This is a genomic window from Palleronia abyssalis, assembly GCF_900302445.1.
Taxonomy (GTDB): domain Bacteria; phylum Pseudomonadota; class Alphaproteobacteria; order Rhodobacterales; family Rhodobacteraceae; genus Palleronia; species Palleronia abyssalis.
Genome location: NZ_ONZF01000014.1, coordinates 33,622 through 53,093, shown reverse-complemented (window position 1 = coordinate 53,093; position 19,472 = coordinate 33,622). Strand labels below are relative to the sequence as shown.

The following is a 19,472-nucleotide window of genomic DNA, read 5'->3' as shown; positions in this document are numbered from 1 at the left end:
CCCACGAACGTCCGCTCTGATCAGCATGCCGATCCTGAACATCTACCGGAATGCTCTGTCTCGCGCGCCGGATGATCGCCTTCCCTGAACGAGCACCCACAGCAGCGCGACGGCCAGAACCGGCAGGCTGGCAAGCGCGAGGATCTTCCATCCGAACCCGGTCACGATTGCACCCGAGGCGAACACGCAGATCGTTGCTCCAAGAGCAATCAGCGTGTCGTTGGTACCCTGCACGACGGCACGCTCGTCGGCCGACACCGCACTGGCGAGCATGTTCGTGGCTCCAATGAAGCCGAAGTTCCAGCCGACCCCGAGCACGGTCAGAGCCCCGTAGAAGTGGTGCGGGGACAGACCGCTAGCTGCCAGGAGCCCCGAGACGACAAGGAGTGCCAGCCCCGTTGCCACGACCGGCACGGTACCGAACCGCTTGATGGCGAAGCCGGTAAAGAAGCTGGGCGCGAACATTGCGACCACGTGCCAGCGAACGACATCGCCCGCCAGTGCTTCCGAGTAGCCCGCGCCCGTCATGGCGAGCGGGGTGGGCGCCATAATCAGCACCATGATCCCTTGCGACACCGCGCCCACGATCACCGCCGTCAAAACGGGGCCACGGCGCAGGATCGCGAGCAGCGCCGCACGATCCAGACGCAGACGGGTTACCCGCGCAGTCGGGCGGGGTACGCGGACGAAAGCAAGCGGCAGAAGACCGATCAGCGTGACCGCACAGATCGCGGCATACGCGCCTGCCAAGGGCGTTGGCGCGAACAGGTCCTTGGTCCAGATGAACAGCTGCGGCCCCACGAAGGCGGCGATCAGACCAGAGGTCAGCACAAGCGAGATCGCGACCGGCTGCCAGTTCTCGGATACTACCTCGGCGGCGGCGAAGCGGGGGTAGAGGTAGCACGTGAGAGCAGCGCCGAGCGCGGCATGGGCAACGAGCAGCAGCGCGAAGCTCGCCCAGAGGCAGGCGAGCGCGCCGGCAGCCCCGCCCAGAATGGCGAGCGCGCCGCCGATTACGAACCCGACTCTTCGCCCATAGCACCCCATGAGGAGCGACAACGGCCCCGTGGCGACGAGCCCAGCCAGCGTCTGCACAGAAGGTGGCAGGGTTGCGAAGGCAGGGGACGGCGAGAGCAGCAGTCCGGCCAGTCCGCCCAGGATGATGAGCATGGGCATGGCCGCAGTCAGGATCGTGTTCGCCACGGAGACCTCCAGCGCATGCGTCGCGCCTTCCCGCGCCGCTACGGGGTGAGCATTGCGGAGTACGTGGCGACATTCGGGAACGAGGCAGTGGCTCGTTAGGGCGCACTCCCGTGGGACGATCGCGTGAAAGGCTCCCTCGGTAGCACATGGGTCCACCACCGGCCTGTGGGAGCGCCGCCGAAGGAAGGTCGAAACCACAAGGGACGTCACGCTGGACGCGCAGTGCGCAAAGCCGCCACTCATCGACGCCGCAGCATTCGATATCCAGGACTCCGACCTGACCTTCGCTGCGTAGCAGGGTCAAGCGCCTGGTCGCCCCTCACGTGGCGTCGCTCGCGGCCCAAAGGAGAGATCAAGCGGGCACTCATCATGCTGCGGTCGCAGCCTGCTTTGCGGAAATTGGCTTTCGTGATCAGTGCTTCTATGCTCTATCGCAGACCAAAGAGGTATTCAGATGGAACGCGAACCCAACCTTGTCATTTCCAGCGCTTCGCAGCGCTTCGCAGCGCTTCGCAGCGCATCGTTGAGGATGGGGTGCCATTCAAGGTGGACATCTACAAACTCGAAGGTGGGGATGGTCGGTCGCTGGAAGTTGTGACCGAAGACGGGACATCTATTGTCTGGGACGATCTCTTTGGCGACGATCGGGCCGCATTCGAAGAGGCAATCAGCACCATTCGAAGCGAAGGCGCAGTCGCTTTCGCGAACGGTGGATCAAACGTCGTCCCGTATGCACAGTAACTAACGGCCCAAACCCGCCCTTGGCCGTTATATTTAATGCCGCGGCGCAGCGTCACCAGACCGACCATTGATGCGAAATGCTTCGAAACAAAGGCTTGTTTTCGAGAGTTACTCACTATTGAACAGCAATCGCGCGACCCGTTAGGCTCGTCTTGCATATCCGAACGTGTGGTTGGTATCCTTCTCCAACTTATAGCGAGGCCTCGACGACCATCGTGCCTTGAACTCGGATATGTGAGCGGTGCCTTTGGTGGAGCCGTGCTGCAAGGAAAAGCGCTGTCATGGATGAAGTCCGGCATATCGATTTGGGCATCTTCTTTGATGCCGCGCCAAATGCGCAATTGGTGTTCACGCCAGACCTCCGGATCGTTGCGGCAAACCAGCGTTATTGCGCCATGCTGCGCCGCCAACCCGAAGACTTGGTTGGCTTCCGGGTCTTCGAGGTTTTTCCGCCCAACCCCGACGACCCCAACGCCGACGCTGAAGCAGAATTACAGGCATCCGCGGATGCCGTGGTCGCAACTGGTCAGGCACAGGAGATGCCTCTTCGGCAGCATGACGTCTTGGAGGCCGACGGACGCTACGGCACGCGTTACTGGCGCATCCTGAATTCTCCGGTTTTCGCCGACGCGTCGGAGCCGGAACGAGTTACTCACGTGATACACACAGCCGAAGACGTTACGCGCAGCGTTCTGGGAGAGCGCGCCGATGCAGCCAAGCGTCGCGCTGCGATGCGGGGGGCCGATCTTAGCTATTTCGAGCTTGATCCCGTTAGTCAAAGCCTGGTCCGCTCGCCGCAGTTGGACGAGCTTTTCGGTTTCGAACAGGGCGAGACCGCAGCGGAGGTTAAGCCGTTTTTAGATCGCTTTCACCCAGATGATCGCGATGCCGCAATTTCCGAGATCGAGCGAGTGGCCCGCACCATCGGGTCGGACTTGCATCTCGACTACCGGATTATGCTGCCGGACGGGACGACGCGATGGGTAACTGGGCGGGGAGAGTCGGTTCGCGATCCGGGCACGAAGGCTATCAGTATCGTCGGGATCGTGCTGGACGTCACGTCTATCCGCGAAAATGAAGCTAACCTTAGCAAGGCGGTCGAAGCCCGCGACCTGCTGATCGCAGAGGTGAACCATCGGGTGAAAAACTCACTTCAAATGGTCACCAGCATTTTGAACCTTGAGGCGAATGCGACCGAGGATTCCGCTGCGCGCGCCTCTCTTCGGGCAGCAACCGCACGGGTGAACTCCATCGCGGCAATCCATGCCTCGCTTTACGAAGACGACGACGTTCGATCAGTCCAGATCGACAAATATCTGGATAAGTTGACAAGGCATCTTCGCGCCTCGCTCGAGAGCGAAGAACGCCGGGTGCAGATCACGCTCGATGTCGAACCGATCCGGCTTCCAACGGACAAGGCCGTCACCCTGTCGCTGGCGGTGAACGAACTGGTGACCAACTCGTTCAAGCACGCCTTCGGCAAAGACGACGATGGCACGGTGACCATCAGCTTGCGGCGGAGCGGCGACGACAAGATCGTCCTCGATGTTTCAGATGATGGAACGGGTCCCAGTTTCGACAGTTTGGATCGGAGTTCTCATTCCACTGGCCTCGGGCAGCGCTTGATTGCGGGGATGGCTTCGCAATTGGGCGGAACGATCGAGGAAGATAAAACAAGTGGCTGGCGGACCCGCATCTCCTTTGCCGAATGATGAACGCTTTGAACTTCGCGTGCTTGTCGTCGAAGACAACATCTTTATTGCGCTTGATCTGGAGGCGCAGCTTGTCGAGATGGGGCATGACGTCGTCGGCATCGCCGCAACAGCGACAAAGGCAATTGCTATGTCACGACAGTCCAGCCCGGATATTGCGATCGTCGACCTTCAACTCGCCGACGGAAGCAGAGGGCAAGATGCGGCGTTCGTGCTGCGGAATGAGATGGGAATTCCATCTGTATTCGTCAGCGGAAGCTTGCACCAGGTGACCGACGACGAGAAGGAGGCGATCCGTCCACTGGCAATGCTTTCGAAACCTCTGTTGCCGAACGAGTTGCGACGCACCATCGAAGCTGCGGCAAGCTCCGATCTTGCTTGGAAAGACCGTTAGCTGGGAGGATTTGGGGCGATCATACGCCGCGCGGTCATAGTTATCAGCTATCCTGACCACATCGTTGGGCGACGTGTCGAAGACACCCAAGTTTAGCTCAGTTCAGAGCGCGCAGGAGCCCCAAGCGGCGCCCCTGACGCCGTCTTCCCAGAAATCCATTGCTTCCTTCGGTGACATTGCCGACATTCTTCGCTGAATCTGGTGAATCCCTCGATCGTCTTCGCTGCTCGCTCACCGAAGGCTGCAAAAGGACCGAACGAGCCGGGGCCGAATGGGGACGATAAGAAGATGCAGAACGCTATCACTCAAGATCATGCGGCCTTCTTGCGGGGAGAGCATGACTTTCAGGCTGACATCAGCATACTTGCGAGCAGTGATCTTGTCGGCACCATCCTGGAAACGGTCATGCTGGCCACGAACATGCGCTTTGCGGCCGTCGCCCGCGTGACAGCGGATCGCTGGGTCGCTTGCCGCACTGTGGACGAGGTCAACTTCGGGTTGGCCGAGGGTGATGAGATAGGGATCGAGTCGACCTTCTGTCAGTCGGTCCGTGAAACGTCGAACAAGGTTCTGTTCAACGACTCCGCAACCGACGATCTCTATCGCGGCCATCCCATCGCCGCCAAGTTCGGCATCGTGAGCTACGCTTCGATCCCGATTCACCGCAGCGACGGAAGCTTTTTCGGCACGCTCTGCGCGATCGATACGGAGCCGCGCGACGTGAAGCAGCCACGCGCAGTGTCGATGCTGGAGATGTTCGCCAACATCATTGGGCGCAGCCTGGAAACCGAAGAACGGCTGGAAACCCAAGAACGGTTGGTGGAGCAAGAGCGTGAGCTGACCCGCATCCAGGAAGAATTCGTTGCTGTCCTCGGCCATGACCTGCGCAATCCGGTTGCGGCGCTCGATGCTGGCTTTCGGCATCTGGACAAGGAGCCGTTAACCGACAAAGCGCGCAAGCTCTTTCCCTTGATGCGATCATCACTGCGTCGCATGAATGACCTTATCGACAATATCATGCTGCACGCGAAGGCCCGGCTGGGAGGTGGAATCCGCATCTCAGCTACGCCGGACGCGCCGTTGACCAGCGCTGTCACTCAAATCGTTGAGGAAATCCGCGTCGCATTCCCGGAGCAGGAGATTTCGCTCGAATTATCCTTCGACCAGCCGGTCAGCTGTGATGCCCCTCGCGTCGCGCAGGCAATCTCGAATCTTTTGTCGAATGCCGTTCGTCACGGAACACCCGGCGCGCCCATACAGGTGCAGGGTTTGATTGGCGAGGGCGAGCTTGAAATCCGTGTCCGCAATCAAGGAGAGGCTATCCCCGAAAAGCTGCGACAAGGTCTGTTCCACCCGTTCGAGCGTGGCGATCAGGCCTTGGGAGAGGGACTTGGGCTCGGCCTTTTCATCGCGTCGTCCATCGCCATCGCGCATAATGGTGAAATCGATGTGGAATGCGATAGCGGAACAACCACCTTTATTTTCAGGGTGCCAATGTTGATCTCAGCCGCTTGACGAGTGGAAACAATGATGCAGCGAGACGGATGACCACAATTGAAGGTAGCTGAGTTCGATGTGAAGGCGCACCGTCGCTCTGCATCCAAATACGAGTAGAGGGGATCATTCGGGGATCTGGACTTTATGTCTTTCAGCTTGCAGATTCCCTCTCAATCTTGGTTATGGCTCGCGTTCCGTCCGTCCTGGCCGCCCAGCGGATCGTCGTGTTCTGCCACGCCCCCTCACCGCCAACCGTGCCTTCTTTTCTTAATGCAATCGGAAGACTGCTCTTTCGATATGCTGCGTTAGCCATGCTGCAAGGCCGCAAGTCTGCTTTGGTCGTATTTCGTTGAAAAACGTTCGCTTGATCGAGGGGCATCTCGCTGATTCAATTCCGGTATTGGTCGGGAGGGATGGCGATGATGTGACCGAGGCAGGAGGCCCAACCGGCGCTGTTCTACGAGTTCTCGCTGGAGGATCACGTTCCTCAAGATCACCTCCTGCGATCCATCGACCGGTTCATCGATCTGAGCAGCATCCGCGGCCATCTCGCGGATTTCTACAGCCACACCGGCCGTCCGTCCGTCGATCCCGAGCTGCTGATCCGGATACTGCTGGTCGGCTACTGCTTCGGCATCCGGTCAGAGCGGCGACTGTGCGAAGAGGTGCATCTGAACCTGGCGTATCGCTGGTTCTGCCGCCTCGACCTGAGTGACCGGGTTCCGGATCACTCGACGTTCTCGAAGATACGGCCTACGGGTCGGGTCCGATGCTCGGCTGGCCGGTCGAGCGCAAGATCGCCCCGCACATCCCCGTCATAGACAAAGCCGGCCGCACCGACGGCACGTGGAGCCGGGCGGACTTCGAATGGGACGCCGACAACGACCAGTACATCTGCCCCGAGGGCCACGAACTGAAGCAGTTCCGTCGGAGCTATTCCGACCCGAACCGGGGTCCGACCGGTACGGGCGTCGCCAAGTACCGCGGTCCGAAGCTCACCTGCCAGGCCTGCCCCTCGAAGCCGCGCTGTTGCCCGAACATGGATTTCCGCTCCATCACCCGCGAGGAGCATGAGGACGCCCGCCAGGTCGCCCGCGACATCGCCAGGACCGAGCAATACGACGTCTCGATGAAGCTGAGGAAGAAGGTCGAGATGCTGTTCGCGCTTCTCAAGCGTATCCTCGGCCTTGGAAGGCTCCGACTACGGGGACCATGCGGCGCGAACGACGAATTCCTGCTCGCCGCTACCGCCCAGAACCTCCGAAAACTGGCGAAGATCCTTCCCGCACCGCAGCAAGCGCAAAAAGCCTGATGCGAAGGGCGCGCGCGCATTTATCGGCCGTCGATTTCTGCGCTCGGGAACCGGCGTTTTTCCACAGAATCGGCGGGGAGCGGACGTTCGCTGCGCGTGCGAACGAACTCTTCTAAGAACTTGGAAGCGGACATCCGCGTCGGCATCTGCAAGGTAGCAGCGGCATCCTTCAGGCGGACGCCTATGCCGGCTTCGGCCAGCTCTACCAACGCCGGGCGGACGGCAGCAGCCAGTTCCGGGAGGCGGTCTGCTGGGCGCATCTACGCCGCGACTTCCACGATGTCCGGGAGGCCACGAAGTCCGAGATCGCACGGGAGGCGCTCGACCGGATCGGGAAGCTCTACGACGTCGAGCGTGAGATCGCCGGCCGGTCTGCCGAGCTGCGCCAAGCAGCATTCCAGGCCCATGGTGGATGCCTTCAAGGTATGGGCCGAGACCCAGCTGCCGCGCATCCCGGGCAAAGGCGATCTCGCCAAGGCCTTCCGCTACGGGCTCTCCCGCTGGCCGTCATTCGAACTGTTCCTCGAGGACGGACGCATCGGGATCGACAACAATCCGGCCGAACGTGCCATGCGTCCAATCGGGATCGGCCGGAAGAACTGGCTCTTCGCCGGGTCCGACAGCGGCGGCGAGACCCTCGCCCGGGCCATGACGCTGATCGAGACGGCGAAGATGAATGATCTCGATCCCCAGGCTTGGCTCACCGACATCCTTGACCGCATCCATGATCACAAGATCAACCGCCTCCACGAGCTCCTCCCTTGGAACTGGAAGGCCGAGGCCTGAACTGCGGCCCCAATCGGCCGGTTACGACGCTTCCACTGACGCACGAAAGTGATTTCCTGCCCGTCCGACGAGCAGCATGCGCGCCAGGAATGTGAGCCGCTTTTTGCAGGCCGATCTTCACCCTGAGAGTCAGGATCGACCACCGCGCGGCAGCCCAGGCCGGCGCCTAAAGACGCATCACCTCCTATCTGTTTCGCGGCCCGGCCCAGGTCAGGCGTCGGAAATTCAACGCGAGAGGTTTGCTCTTGATCCGGTGGTTGCATGCCTTTAGTCGCTTCCCGACTGAACTACTCGGAAATGGGAATCAATCGATGCCAATGAAGTTTATCCTGGCGCTCGGAAGCGTTGCGCTGGCGGTTTCCGGCACCGCCCTGCACGCCGAAACGGACTACCCCCTGACGATCGAGAACTGCGGCCAGACCGTCATGTTCGAACAAGCCCCGCAGAACGCTGTGGCGTTGGGCCAGAACAGCGCCGAGATCATGCTGCTGCTGGGCCTTGAGGACCGGATGGCGGCGACAGCCTTCTGGCCCAACGCCGTGCTGCCCGAAGTGGCCGAGGCGAACAGCGAGGTCGAAGTGCTGACCGTCGAGTTTCCGACGCTGGAATCCGTGCTGTCGAAGCAACCCGATTTCGTCGCCGCGATGCTGACCACGCTTCTGGGCCCCGACAGCAAGGTGGCCAAGCGTTCAGATTTCGAGACCCTCGGCATCCCCACCTATTTGTCACCGAGCGCCTGTTCGACAACGTTAGATGCAAGTGATGCCTACGGCTCGCGAGACGAACTGTGGAGCATGGACCTGCTCTACAAGGAGATCGAGGACCTGTCTCGGATCTTCGACGTAGCCGACCGTGGCGAGACACTGATCGAGGATTTCAAGGCGCGCGAAGCGGCTCTGCGCGAGCGGTTTGCCGAGGATGACGACCTGACCTTCCTTTTCTGGTTCTCCAGCCCCTCGCCCGCCGACGACGCCTATCTCGGCGGGGGCCACGGGCCGTCGGGTTACATCGCCGACGTGCTTGGCGGCGCCAACGCCATCACGACCGAGGCGGACTGGCCTGCGGTGGGCTGGGAAGGCATCATGGCGGCCGATCCCACGGTCTTCGTGGCTGCGCAGGTCGACCGTAACCGCTGGGACCTGGACACCGCGAAAAACAAGATCGAGTTCCTTGAATCCGATCCGACCGTCAGCCAGATGGAGGCGGTTAGTGAGGGACGGATCGTGGTGATGAGCGGCGCAGCCATGAACCCGAGCATCCGCACGCTCTACGGGGCCGAGCAGGTGGCAGAGCAGCTCGAGGCGCTTGATCTTCCGTGACGGTGTCCGATGAGCCGGGGGGCGGGGCGGGCCGTCTCGTCCTCTTTCTAAGCCTGTCGCTGCTTGTGCTTGCGTTCGCCGTCGCCATTGCGACGGCAATCGGCGATTACAACATCGGTCTGGACACCGTCTTTTTGTCGGTCACCAACGAACTCGGCCTGACCGGCGCGGAAGTCGCACCGATCGAGCAGAGCGTGGTCTGGAACCTGCGGCTGAGCCGCGCTCTGGTGGCGGCGCTGGCGGGGGCGGGGCTGGCGATCTGTGGGGCGATCCTTCAGGCGCTGTTGCGCAACGCGCTTGCCGAGCCCTTTGTCTTGGGGGTGTCGGCGGGTGCTTCGACAGGGGCCGTCTGCGTGATCGTTCTGGGGATCGGCGCCGGCAGCCTATCGCTGTCGCTGGGCGCGTTCGCAGGCGCCTTCGCTGCCTTCGCGCTGGTGGCGCTCTTGTCCAACGGCGCGACCAGCGGGCCCAACCATACGATCCTCGCCGGGGTGGCGGCGTCGCAGCTATTCAACGCGCTGACCTCCTACATCGTCACGACGTCGGGCAACGCCCAGCAGGCGCGGGACGTCATGTTCTGGCTGCTGGGCAGTTTCGGCGGCGTGCGCTGGCCGGATTTCCAGTTGCTTCTGCTCGTCGTCTGCCTGAGCCTGACGATCTGCATCCTGATGGCACGGTCGCTGGATGCCTTCACATTCGGGGACGAGGACGCGGCCGCCCTTGGCGTGCCGGTCGCACGCATCCGCCTGCTGCTGTTCGCGGTCACCGCGCTGATGACGGCCACGATCGTCAGCATGGTGGGCGCAATCGGCTTCGTCGGCTTGGTCGTCCCCCATGCGGCGCGTTACGTCGTCGGGCCGATGCACCTGCGGCTGATGCCCGCCTGCGCCGTGGTAGGGGCCGTATTCATGGTTATCGCCGACATCGTGTCGCGGGTCATCGCGACGCAACAGACCGTTCCGATCGGGGTCGTTACGGCGCTTGTGGGCGTGCCGTTCTTTGCCATCATCCTCTACCGCGCGAGGCCCCAGGCATGAACGTTGTCGCGCAAGACCTGCGCTGGGGCGTCAAGCGCAAGACCATCGTGTCCGACGTTTCCCTGACGGTGGCACCGGGCGAGACCTTGGGCCTGATCGGCCCCAACGGGTCGGGCAAGTCGTCGCTGCTGCGGCTGCTGGCCGGGCTCAGAAGGCCCCTGTCCGGCCGGGTGGAGATCAACGGCCGGGACATTTCGAAGGTGCCGCGCCGCGCCTTGTCGCAACAGGTCGCCTTCGTGCAGCAAAACGCGGCGACCGACACGAACGTAACCGTGCGCGATGTCGTGCGGCTGGGTCGGACGCCCCACCGCTCGGCTCTGTCCGGCTGGTCCGACGCGGACGAGGCGGCGGTGGCCGCGGCGCTCGACTGCGTCGACATGACCGGCCGCCGCGCGCAGGCCTGGCAGACCCTGTCGGGGGGCGAGCGTCAGCGGGTCCATATCGCGCGGGCACTGGCGCAGACGCCACAGGTGATGTTCCTCGACGAGCCGACCAACCACCTCGACATTCACCACCAGATCGAGATCCTGCGCATGGTCCGCGATCTGGATCTGACAAGCATTGTCGCGCTGCACGACCTGAATCTCGCGGCCATGTTCTGCGACCGGATCGTGGTCCTGGATGCGGGGTCGGTGCGTGCCTGTGGCATACCGGACGCGGTGCTGACGCAGGACCTGTTGCGCAAAGTGTTCCGGGTCGCCGCAGATGTGAGCGCGTCGCCCGATGCGGGCCGTCCGCACATCCGGTTCAGGACGGAATGAAGCGGATTGCACCGCCATTTGTCCGGCAGCAGCTGCCATCGACCGGCCGAACATCGGATCGCACCCGCAGCGCGTGCAGTTGGTATGGCACGTTACGCGGTGAGAAGTGAACCGATCCCCGTAACAAACGAAAGCCTCGGCGTCACGCTGCGCATTCTTTCGACGCTGGCGTTTGCCGCCATGGCCGCTTTCGTCAAGGCCCTGGGAGACGCCGTTCCCTTGGGGCAAGTGGTGTTCTTCCGGTCCGCGGTGGCGCTGCTGCCTTTGGTGGCCTTCCTGTGGTGGCGCGGCGACTGGCCCCGAGGACTGGCCACGCGCCATCCCCTTTGACACATCGCCCGCTGCGCAATGGGGGCGGCGGCCATGTTTACCTCCTTTGCGACGATCCGCCTGCTTCCGCTGGCCGAAGCGACGATGCTGTCCTACCTTGCGCCGGTGATGCTTGCCCTGCTCGGCTGGCTGCTTCTCGCAGAGCGTCTGAGTGCGGGGCGGATCGGGGGCGTTGCCTTGGGATTGGCCGGCGGAGCTGCATTCTCTGTGCCCGCCCTGGCCGGAACGCTGCCCGACGCGTCCGGCCTCGGAGTGATCCTGGGCCTCCTGACCGCACTTCTCACGGCGGGCGCGCTGATCCAGGTCCGCAGGTTGACCCTGATGGGCGAAAGCGCGGGCGCCATAGCCTTCTGGTTCGCCATCGTCGCAGCGTTGGGCGGCCTTGCAACCTTTCCGTGGGGCTGGGTCTGGCCGGGATTTACGGCGGGGCTGCTGCTGATCGGCACCGGCCTGTCGGGTGGGATCGCCCACATTCTTATGACGCTGTCATTCCGTCATGCGGATGCGGCGGCGCTGGCCCCGTTCGAATATTTATCGGTTCTATGGGCGGTGGTTCTGGGGCTTATCTTCTTTGGCGAGGTTCCAGGCTGGGCACTTCTCCTTGCGGGGCCGCTGATTTTGACGGGCGCATACGTCGCAAGGCCGTTGGCCGTAAGGCGCACCCGATCGAAATGACCTTCGGCATCTGAGCCTTCGGTGAGCGCCAGGACGCGCTCGGCCCGAAGCGCGCGCTCGCTTCCGGTTTGGCGTCAGCGGCAGGAACTGATCGCGACGCGATGGGCGCTGCCGACGTCGTTCATCCAGGTGAGCAGAGCGATGCGACCCATCCCAGGCTCCTTTCGCAGGCGTTAACACGCGCAGCGGTGTGCCGAGCAGGGAGGAAGTCCGACCTGCTGAATAGTTCGCTCAAGTATGATGCACGCGGCCGCGACGATCTTTTTTAGCACGCCACGCGGCAGTATACGGCCGCCGAAGACCGGCGGCAGTGACGCTGCAACGGCAAAGAAGGTCACCTCCAGCGCGGTCGAAAAGGGCTCGAAGCGGACCTGCGGCGGCGTAGCATGTCGCCAGATTTTGAGGGTCCCGCGAATGTCGGCACCGACGGTTCGGTGGATCTGTCTCGCGCTCGCGGCGAAGGCCCGGACTCTGCCTATTCTTCAAGAACCCTTCGCAGCTGCGGCGAAATTAAGCAGCCGCAGCGAAGGGCAGCAAAGTCCCGCACAGCCAACGGCGTAGTTGCAGAACTCACGCTTGAGTGGTGAAGTCCGCTTACCTCGATGGCGTTATGGCAGGCGGACGATCTCAGCGGTGCCGAGGGCGTTAAAGCGGTTCATGAGAGCGATGCGAATGTGGGTTTCTACGGTCTGGCTGTCGGGGTCTCGGGCTGCGATACGTTCTTCGCCGAATGCCTCGATACCTCGCATCTTCGCCTCCACGCGGCTCCTGGCGTGGTACCCATACAGTGCTTCCAGAATGCGCGCCCGTAGTGTTTCGTAGCGCGCAGCGTCTCGTTCCGGGCCTTTGCCGCGGGGCAGTCTTCCTTCCAGGTCCGCCCGTTCTTTCGGATCGGGAGTGAGGGCATGACTGCCACCGGTCCGAAGGAGTGCCCGAAAGGTACGGCCTGCCGTTCGGTGATGGCCGCGTGGAGGCGGCGTGTGTCGGAGGCACCATCAGCGGTCACAGTTCCGATCTTTTCGTTCTCAGGGATCTGACCGAGCAGCTCGGGTAGGATCGGACTGTCACCATCGCTGCTGTGGGTGAACTCTACCGCCCGGATGTCCGAAGTCGCCGTATCCATGACAAGATGGAACTTGCGCCATTGGCGTCGGCCCTGGACGCCGCGCTTGCGGGCTTGCCATTCGCCATCTCCAAGGAACTTGATGCCCGTGCTGTCCGCCGCCCGGCAGGGTCATGCTCAGCATGATCCCGAGAGGGGACGAACAGATTGAACGGGCCATCGATACGGCGATATGGGATCTGAACGGCCAAGGCTTTCTGCCTGCGGCACAGGGTACTAAATTCGGGCACGGACCAGTTCAGCCCCACCAACCGGAGCAGGCTGGCCACCATCCCCGCGGTCTGTCGCAAGGGCAGCCTGAATAGAACCTTGACACACCGACAGAACTGGATGGCAGCATCTGAGAAAACGGGAGGGCGGACGGAGCGGCCTTCATGCGGCGCGAGCCAGCCCATATCTTGGTCGACCCAGATCAGCATCGAGCCGAGCCTACGCAGCTCCGCGTTGTAGATGGACCAGTTCGTCGTGCGGTAGCGGGCGGAAGGAGGCTTGCTCATACGAGCTCTCTAACCGCGTGGATTCAAGGTCTGAATCGTCCGAAGTCAGAGTTCTGCAACCACGCCGTCAGGGACTGCTCTTCATAGGCATTCAGCGCGTAGCGACGCGTCTGCGCCGGATCGAGCCGACCCATCAGATTGGCTTCCGAAGAGCTTGGCCCCCGAAACGCTGGTGGCGAAGGTGGTGCGCTCGTCATCGTACCCCGCCGGTATGCCAGTCGGCGTTTCAGGAAACTGTACCGCGATCCCATCGCCCTCGATCAAATAGTCGCAGGGAGTGCTGGGGTCTCGCCGCCCCAGTGGCCGAGATCCGACAGCGAGTGGCGGACACTGCGGTTGAGCCTCCTATGCTAACCGCCAGGAATGCGGCCAGCGCTTCTCGAGGGTAGAAGTGGTAATTCGTTCACTGCCGGGTGTATTCGTGACGAGGAAGGTGGACCCGGAATTCGTAAATCCCCGTGGCGCCGTCGTGCCTTTGCTCACGTGTTCTTCTTCGAAAAAACCATCCTTTCATAGCCCGCAAGCCGCTTATTCGTGACGCGATTTCTTGCCGTCTGCGGCCGGATGCACTCTCAGGACTTTGCGACGCCTTGCTGCGAAAAACCGGCGGCTGAGAATTTTCATGTGCACCGTCGTATTTTACTCCTTCAGGTAGCGGGCGACGATCGGCCGATAGCCGGCGCCGAGCGCGCAGGCCTTTGTCCCCAGTGTACCTGGAACGATCTGCGGGCTGTGAATTCCCCTGGCGTCCCAGTGGGAGATAAGGGATTCGATCCGCGAGATGAGCTTATCCCGCACCTTCGGGGGAAAACTTCCGTCCACAACTACGGTGGGAAGATCCAGAACGGCAACAAGTGTCATGCTGGCCGAAGCGATCTGGTGCGCCGTCTCTTTGATCCATGTCGCCTCGAGCTCCTCGAACCCCGTCCATTCGGGCTGTTTTAGTAGCTGTGTTCCTTGCCCAGGATTGCGGGCATCCAAACGACGCTCAAGCCGGTGTATCGATGCGAACTCCACCATTTGTGACATGGTGCCGTCCGCGCCGGGTATGGGGAGCGAGGCAAGCGCTCCGGCATTTCCCCTCGTCCCGAGATACAGCCTTCCGTCGAGAACGATGCCGCCGCCCAGAAAGGTGCCGACATAGATATAGGCGAAGTTCTGAAGCGCCCGGGCAGCCCCGAAAAGATGCTCGCCCTGGCAGGCGAGAGAGCCGTCGTTGCCCACGAAGACCGGCAAGCCGAGCGCTTCGTAGAAGGCGTCTCGGGCCGGAAAATCCTGCCATTCCCGCATCTCGGCCTGCGGTGCACCCAGCAGGTCCAGCCAATTCCACAGGTCGAACGGCATCCCTATCCCTATCCCGGCAATCCGATCGCTCTGCTCTTGCGTAAGGGTATGCTTGAACTCTGCCAGTCCACCGCGGGCCAGATCGAGGCAAGCGGACGGCGTTGGGTAGGCGTAGGTGATTGTGCGTTGATCCAGAACCTTGCCCTCGAAATCGATGAGGATCAGATCGGATCGCCGCCTGCCAATCCATAGCCCGACCGAGAACGCGCCGTTCGGATCGAGGCTGATCGGTCTCGACGGCTTGCCGATCCTGCCCCGGACGGGCGCGCCCCGCCGCACCAGTCCCTCGGCCTCTAGCTTGCGGGTGATGACCGAGGCCGACTGCACGGACAGGTCCATCCGGCGGGCGATTTCGGCCGCGGGTGTCGGCCCGTCCTGGCGTATCAGGTTCAGGATCGCACGTTCGTTCGCGCTGCGCTCCTGCGCGGCGGTCACGACGCCTCGCATCGCATCATCCATGTCAGGACCTCCTTCACTCACTGTTGTCAGCGGCTCTTTCTAAAGCAAGTTTAGAAAAGCGTTGACGACCGCTTTTTCCGTGGTCATGCTTGCCTTGCCGACTGGAGGAGTCGGCCGTTTTCGGCAGTTCGACGGTCCAGGCCGGTCATTGTCGAATGCGACAAATCGGGAGGAGACATCATGAGATACACGACGGCACTCACGGCCGTGGCGCTTGCCGTATCCGGTAGCGCAGCAATGGCGCAGGACCAGACCACGGCCTGCTTGATCACCAAGACGGATACCAACCCGTTCTTCGTGAAAATGCGCGAAGGCGCGCAGCAGAAGGCGGACGAACTCGGCATCGAGCTGATGAACTTCGCCGGCCAGTATGACGGCGACCACGAGACCCAGGCCCAGGCTATCGAGACCTGCATCGCCGCCGGAGCGGACGGTATTCTCCTGTTGGCGTCTGATACATCGTCGATCGTGTCCTCGGTCGAACAGGCGCAGGAAGCCGGAGCCATCGTGATCGCGCTCGACACTCCGCTGAGCCCTGCGGATGCCGCCGACGCCACCTTCGCCACGGACAACTTCCGCGCCGGCGAGCTGATCGGTCAATGGGCTGCGGGCAAGTTGGGCGACGAGGCCGAAAATGCGCGCATCGCGTTCCTCGATCTGAACGTCAGCCAGCCGACCGTGGGCGTGCTGCGCGACCAGGGGTTCATGCAGGGCTTCGGGATCGATATCAAGGATCCGGCCCGCTACGGGGACGAGGACGACCCCCGCATCGTCGGTCATGACGTGACCCAAGGCAACGAGGAAGGCGGGCGCCGCGCGATGGAGAACCTGCTGGCGCAGGACCCTAGCATCAACGTCGTCTACACGATCAACGAACCCGCCGCCGCCGGAGCCTACGAGGCGCTCGACGCTCTGGGCCGGGCCGAAGACGTGCTGATCGTGTCGGTCGATGGCGGCTGCCCCGGCGTGCAGAATATCCGCGACGGCGTGATCGGCGCCACGGCCCAGCAATACCCGCTGGACATGGCGGCCCTCGGCATTGAGGCGATCCACCAATACGCGCAGGACGGCACGCTTCCGCAACCGACCGAAGGCAAGGAATTCTTCGACACCGGGGTTGAGCTGGTGACCGACGAGCCTGTCGAGGGGGTCGCGTCGATCTCCGTCGACGAGGGGCTGGAGCGGTGCTGGGGCTGACCCCGTAACCCGACCGAGCCTTAAAGCGCCGGGGCGAGAACGCCCCGGCCGAACCGCCTGTCACGGGAGGGACGGCGCATGAGCCAGGATGACTCTTACGAAGATGTCGTAAAGACGCGGCGAGAGGAGAGCTTCGCCGCCTTCGAAAGCCGGGGGAAGGGCCTGCTGCACAAGGTCCATGACCTGCTGCACGGCAACCCGGCGCTGGTGCCGCTGATCGTCCTTCTAGCCTCGATCGTCGTGTTCGGGCTGCTGCTGGGGTCGCGCTTCTTTTCGCCCTTCGCGCTGACACTGATCCTGCAACAGGTGCAGATCGTCGGCATCGTCGCTGCGGCACAATCGTTGATCATCCTAACCGCCGGAATTGATCTGTCAGTCGGAGCGATCACGGTGATCTCTTCCGTGGTTATGGGGCAGTTCGCCTTTCGCTACGGTATCCCGCCCTCCATCGCGGTGGTCTGCGGCTTGGCCTTCGGCACGCTGTGCGGCGCGCTGAACGGACTTCTTGTCAGCAAGATGAAGCTGCCGCCCTTCATCGTCACGCTGGGAACATGGCAGGTCATCCTGGCGTCGAACTACCTTTATTCCCGGAACGAGACGATCCGGTCGCAGGATATCGAGGCGAGTGCGCCGATCCTGCAATTCATGGGCACGCGGTTCGAGATCGCCGGCGCGGTCTTCACCTTCGGCGTCGTCTTCATGATCCTGCTCATGCTGGTCCTTGCCTGGGCGCTGAAGAACACCGCCTGGGGACGGCACGTCTATGCCGTCGGCGACGATGCCGAGGCCGCGGCACTGTCGGGCGTCAACGTCCACCGCACTTTGATGTCGGTCTACATGCTGGGTGGTCTGATCTGCGGCTTTGCGGGATGGGCGCTGATCGGACGGCTTGGGTCGGTGTCGCCGACCTCGGCCTACGAGGCGAACATCGAATCCATCACCGCCGTGGTGATCGGCGGCATCTCCCTGTTCGGGGGGCGCGGGTCGATCCTGGGGGCGTTGTTCGGTGCGCTGATCGTGGGCGTCTTCTCACTCGGGCTGCGGCTTCTGGGGGCCGATGCGCAGTGGACCTATTTCTTCATCGGCGTACTGATCATCGTAGCCGTCGCCGTGGACCAATGGATCAGAAAGGTGTCGGCATGACCCAGCCCGTTCTCTCTGCCAAGAACCTGGTCAAGCGCTACGGCAAGGTGACCGCGCTGGACCATTGCGACTTCGAACTCTACCCGGGCGAAATCCTCGCCGTCATCGGCGACAACGGCGCCGGCAAGTCCACGCTGATCAAGGCGCTGTCGGGGGCGGCCCCCCCCGATGAGGGTGAGGTCTATGTCGAAGGCAAACGGGTCAACTTTACCTCGCCCAATGACGGGCGCGAGGCAGGCATTGAAACCGTGTATCAGACCTTGGCCATGTCGCCCGCCCTGTCGATCACCGACAATATGTTCATGGGGCGCGAGATCCGGAAGAAGGGGTTCATGGGCAAGTACCTGCGCCAGCTCGACCGGAAGGCGATGGAGGAGTTCGCCCGCCAGAAGTTGTCGGACCTGGGGCTGATGACTATTCAGAACATCACCCAACCGGTTGAAACCCTTTCTGGTGGCCAGCGCCAAGGCGTCGCAGTTGCGCGGGCGGCGGCGTTCGGGTCGAAGGTCATTATCCTGGACGAGCCGACGGCGGCGCTTGGCGTCAAGGAAAGCAGGCGTGTGCTGGAGCTGATCCAGGACGTCAGGAATCGCGGCATCCCGATTATCCTGATCAGCCACAACATGCCCCATGTCTTCGAACTGGCCGACCGGATCCACGTTCACCGGCTGGGGCGCCGCCTCTGCGTGATCGATCCGAAGGAATACAGCATGTCCGACGCCGTGGCCTTCATGACCGGCGCCAAGGAGCCGGACGCGCCCCGGGCGGCCTGACGGGCGGGACCGGGAATGGCGGGCGAGGATTTGACCGAGACCATCGATTTCGACACGCTTGTCCGACGGCTGGAGGCGCTCGATACGGGGAGACGGCGGCACTTCGTCGCCGTCGCCGGCGCCCCCGGATCGGGCAAGAGCGCGGTGTCCGAGCGGCTTGTCGCGCGACTGAACGCGCAGCCGACCGCACAGGCGGCCATCCTGCCGATGGACGGGTTCCACTACGACAACATCTATCTCGAACCCCTAGGCCTGCTGCCCCGAAAGGGCGCCCCCGAAACCTTCGACGTAGCCGGCTTCGAAAGCACGCTGGCGCGCCTTTCCGACGGAAGCGGGCGTGCCGTCGCAGTGCCCGTCTTCGACCGGTCGATCGAGGTCGCGCGCGCCGGGGCACGGGTAATCAGCCCCGAAATCCGCCTTGTCATCGTCGAAGGCAATTATCTGCTTCTCGACCGCCCGTATTGGCGGGACCTGTCGCCTTATTTCGACATCACCGTCTTTCTCGACGTGCCGATCGACGTGCTTCATCAACGGCTCCTCGATCGATGGACCGCACTTGCCCCCGCAGCTGCAGTGCGTCAGGTCGATGGGAACGACCTTCCCAACGCCAGATTGGTGATTTCCCACAGCATGCCACCGGATTTCCGCCTGCCAAACGAATGAGGCGTTTCGACGAGTCTCAGGCTCGATAGCTCAAGGGGTCGGGTCCAAAACGTAAAGCCGGTCACACCGAGCGGATTATGCTGCGCTTACGAACCCACCCGCAGTTGAAATGGGGAGTATGTCCTCAAAGCGGACCTGCGGCAGTGCGGTCGATGCGCCGCCCCAAGGCCGTCCAGATTCGCTGCGAAACCAGGATCCTTTGGGCCAAGCGGCTGCTACTTAGCCACACGCAGATGGAAAGCACAGTCCGTGACCTCGGCGTCGAGCGTGAAGATGACCTGGCAATATCCGGGGGAGATATGAACGATCGGGCCGTCCTACGCGTACGGCCCAATGTATGTGTGGGCTGCTGTTCGCAATCGAGAATCCGGCACGACTTCGGAAATCGCTCATATGTATCCGGCCTGTTGATCGGCTCGCGGGCGTTCGCAGGCTCACCCTTGATGGGGTTACGCACGCTCCGTGGTCTCATTACCGGCAAGGTCCATTACGACCATTTGGGCCGT

15 protein-coding genes and 3 pseudogenes are annotated in these 19,472 nt (G+C 62.4%); 15 read left to right on the top strand and 3 right to left on the bottom strand.

Translation table 11 applies throughout. The annotated features are described in order from the left end of the window. Positions 1–42 precede the first annotated feature (42 nt). Positions 43–1,203, bottom strand: a complete 1,161-nt coding sequence (locus PAA8504_RS19540; RefSeq protein WP_245897707.1) for an MFS transporter — start codon at positions 1,201–1,203, stop codon at positions 43–45. 369 nt (positions 1,204–1,572) lie between these two features. On the opposite strand from PAA8504_RS19540, the gene PAA8504_RS22620 reads away from it, so the two are divergent. The 11 genes and pseudogenes from PAA8504_RS22620 to PAA8504_RS19490 all read left to right on the top strand — a co-directional run bounded on the left by PAA8504_RS22620 (position 1,573) and on the right by PAA8504_RS19490 (position 11,767). Beyond that, complete coding sequence (locus PAA8504_RS22620) at positions 1,573–1,944, top strand: hypothetical protein (RefSeq protein WP_245897706.1); 372 nt, start codon at positions 1,573–1,575, stop codon at positions 1,942–1,944. A gap of 281 nt (positions 1,945–2,225) precedes the next feature. After that, on the top strand, positions 2,226–3,656 hold the full coding sequence (locus tag PAA8504_RS19530; RefSeq protein WP_108895823.1) for a sensor histidine kinase: 1,431 nt from the start codon (positions 2,226–2,228) through the stop codon (positions 3,654–3,656). Beyond that, positions 3,622–4,050, top strand: coding sequence for a response regulator (locus tag PAA8504_RS19525; protein WP_181375885.1), 429 nt, complete (start codon positions 3,622–3,624; stop codon positions 4,048–4,050). The genes PAA8504_RS19530 and PAA8504_RS19525 overlap by 35 nt, the downstream gene beginning before the upstream one ends. A 288-nt stretch (positions 4,051–4,338) precedes the next feature. Beyond that, positions 4,339–5,565, top strand: a complete 1,227-nt coding sequence (locus PAA8504_RS19520) for a GAF domain-containing sensor histidine kinase (RefSeq protein ID WP_108895821.1) — start codon at positions 4,339–4,341, stop codon at positions 5,563–5,565. 434 nt (positions 5,566–5,999) lie between these two features. Further along, a pseudogene (locus PAA8504_RS19515) lies at positions 6,000–6,859 on the top strand (transposase). A gap of 131 nt (positions 6,860–6,990) precedes the next feature. Further along, positions 6,991–7,645: pseudogene (gene tnpC / locus PAA8504_RS19510) on the top strand (IS66 family transposase); the annotation flags it as partial. A 311-nt stretch (positions 7,646–7,956) separates the two neighbouring features. Then, positions 7,957–8,964 carry an ABC transporter substrate-binding protein gene (locus PAA8504_RS19505; protein WP_108895820.1) on the top strand — a complete coding sequence of 336 codons (1,008 nt, stop codon included), beginning with the start codon at positions 7,957–7,959 and terminating at the stop codon, positions 8,962–8,964. A gap of 2 nt (positions 8,965–8,966) precedes the next feature. After that, positions 8,967–10,001, top strand: a complete 1,035-nt coding sequence (locus PAA8504_RS19500) for a FecCD family ABC transporter permease (protein ID WP_370739710.1) — start codon at positions 8,967–8,969, stop codon at positions 9,999–10,001. Further along, positions 9,998–10,762: an ABC transporter ATP-binding protein gene (locus tag PAA8504_RS19495; protein WP_108895818.1), complete on the top strand. Its 765-nt coding sequence runs from the start codon at positions 9,998–10,000 to the stop codon at positions 10,760–10,762. Before PAA8504_RS19500 ends, PAA8504_RS19495 begins: the two co-directional genes overlap by 4 nt. Before the next feature lie 84 nt (positions 10,763–10,846). Further along, positions 10,847–11,092: a DMT family transporter gene (locus tag PAA8504_RS22615; protein ID WP_245897705.1), complete on the top strand. Its 246-nt coding sequence runs from the start codon at positions 10,847–10,849 to the stop codon at positions 11,090–11,092. A gap of 18 nt (positions 11,093–11,110) precedes the next feature. Next, positions 11,111–11,767 (top strand): DMT family transporter, encoded by a 657-nt coding sequence (locus tag PAA8504_RS19490; RefSeq protein ID WP_442417782.1) that lies wholly within the window; start codon positions 11,111–11,113, stop codon positions 11,765–11,767. 608 nt (positions 11,768–12,375) lie between these two features. On the opposite strand, the pseudogene PAA8504_RS19485 reads toward PAA8504_RS19490, so the two are convergent. Together PAA8504_RS19485 and PAA8504_RS19480 are read right to left on the bottom strand one after the other, a co-directional pair. Then, a pseudogene (locus PAA8504_RS19485) lies at positions 12,376–13,387 on the bottom strand (IS5 family transposase). A gap of 639 nt (positions 13,388–14,026) precedes the next feature. Beyond that, a complete protein-coding gene (locus tag PAA8504_RS19480; protein ID WP_108895817.1) occupies positions 14,027–15,190 on the bottom strand; it encodes an ROK family transcriptional regulator in 1,164 nt (387 codons plus the stop codon). 180 nt (positions 15,191–15,370) lie between these two features. On the opposite strand from PAA8504_RS19480, the gene PAA8504_RS19475 reads away from it, so the two are divergent. The 4 genes from PAA8504_RS19475 to PAA8504_RS19460 all read left to right on the top strand — a co-directional run bounded on the left by PAA8504_RS19475 (position 15,371) and on the right by PAA8504_RS19460 (position 18,966). Beyond that, on the top strand, positions 15,371–16,387 hold the full coding sequence (locus tag PAA8504_RS19475) for a substrate-binding domain-containing protein (RefSeq protein WP_108895816.1): 1,017 nt from the start codon (positions 15,371–15,373) through the stop codon (positions 16,385–16,387). A gap of 78 nt (positions 16,388–16,465) precedes the next feature. After that, entirely contained in the window at positions 16,466–17,530 is a 1,065-nt protein-coding gene (locus PAA8504_RS19470; RefSeq protein ID WP_108895815.1) for an ABC transporter permease, read from the top strand. After that, positions 17,527–18,303, top strand: a complete 777-nt coding sequence (locus tag PAA8504_RS19465) for an ATP-binding cassette domain-containing protein (RefSeq protein ID WP_108895814.1) — start codon at positions 17,527–17,529, stop codon at positions 18,301–18,303. The genes PAA8504_RS19470 and PAA8504_RS19465 overlap by 4 nt, the downstream gene beginning before the upstream one ends. A gap of 15 nt (positions 18,304–18,318) precedes the next feature. Next, positions 18,319–18,966 carry a nucleoside triphosphate hydrolase gene (locus PAA8504_RS19460; RefSeq protein ID WP_108895813.1) on the top strand — a complete coding sequence of 216 codons (648 nt, stop codon included), beginning with the start codon at positions 18,319–18,321 and terminating at the stop codon, positions 18,964–18,966. Positions 18,967–19,472: the final 506 nt, after the last annotated feature.